At 40.0% G+C, this 558-nt stretch carries 1 protein-coding gene and 1 pseudogene; both read right to left on the bottom strand.

The window, feature by feature from the left end; all coding sequences use genetic code 11:
- The coding region (locus REG_RS14890; RefSeq protein WP_039908630.1) for a triose-phosphate isomerase at nucleotides 1-265 on the bottom strand (265 nt) is incomplete at its 3' end.
- Nucleotides 266-382: 117 nt separating this feature from the next.
- Nucleotides 383-558, bottom strand: a pseudogene (locus REG_RS14410) (ferredoxin--NADP(+) reductase); the annotation flags it as partial.

Raw genomic sequence — 558 nt, 5'->3', positions numbered from 1 at the left:
TCTCTTTTAGCATTGAAGCCGCAATCTCTCCAGTAAAAGCCCCTTTGAGATTAACATCGACATTTTGTGCTGCCAGAGAAATATTGTCACCCCCATCCACCAGCTGAGCTCGAGCTTGAGCGAGATAAACCATTGGGGGCGCAATGGCAACACTACAATTCTGGATCCCACTCAATGTTGTACGTAATTCAGTAATTAATTTTGCAACCATTTGCTGACTACCATTTAATTTCCAGTTCCCCATAACCAGTGGACGACGACACATGTTTATTTCTCCAGATTTTTTTGCTTCAAAAGCGAAGGCTATAGTATGAGAGGCTGTTCGAAATTTTTGTCAAAAAGAACGCAAAGAAGATTTGGAACAGACTATTAAAGCAGAAGATTACCAATATTGTTCACTGCTGATATGTCCGGGTTGACCACGTAAATTTTTCTGCATTTGACGTGTGTCTTGCAGTATTTTTTGAGTATCACGTACCATCTGGGGATTACCGCATAACATGACATGGCTTTGGTGATTAATATCAAGGCCTACTGTTTTTTCCAATAAATGATTTT

This window comes from Candidatus Regiella insecticola LSR1 (assembly GCF_000143625.1).
Classification (GTDB): Bacteria; Pseudomonadota; Gammaproteobacteria; order Enterobacterales; family Enterobacteriaceae; genus Regiella; species Regiella insecticola.
This window is presented reverse-complemented; position numbering and strand designations above follow the sequence as displayed.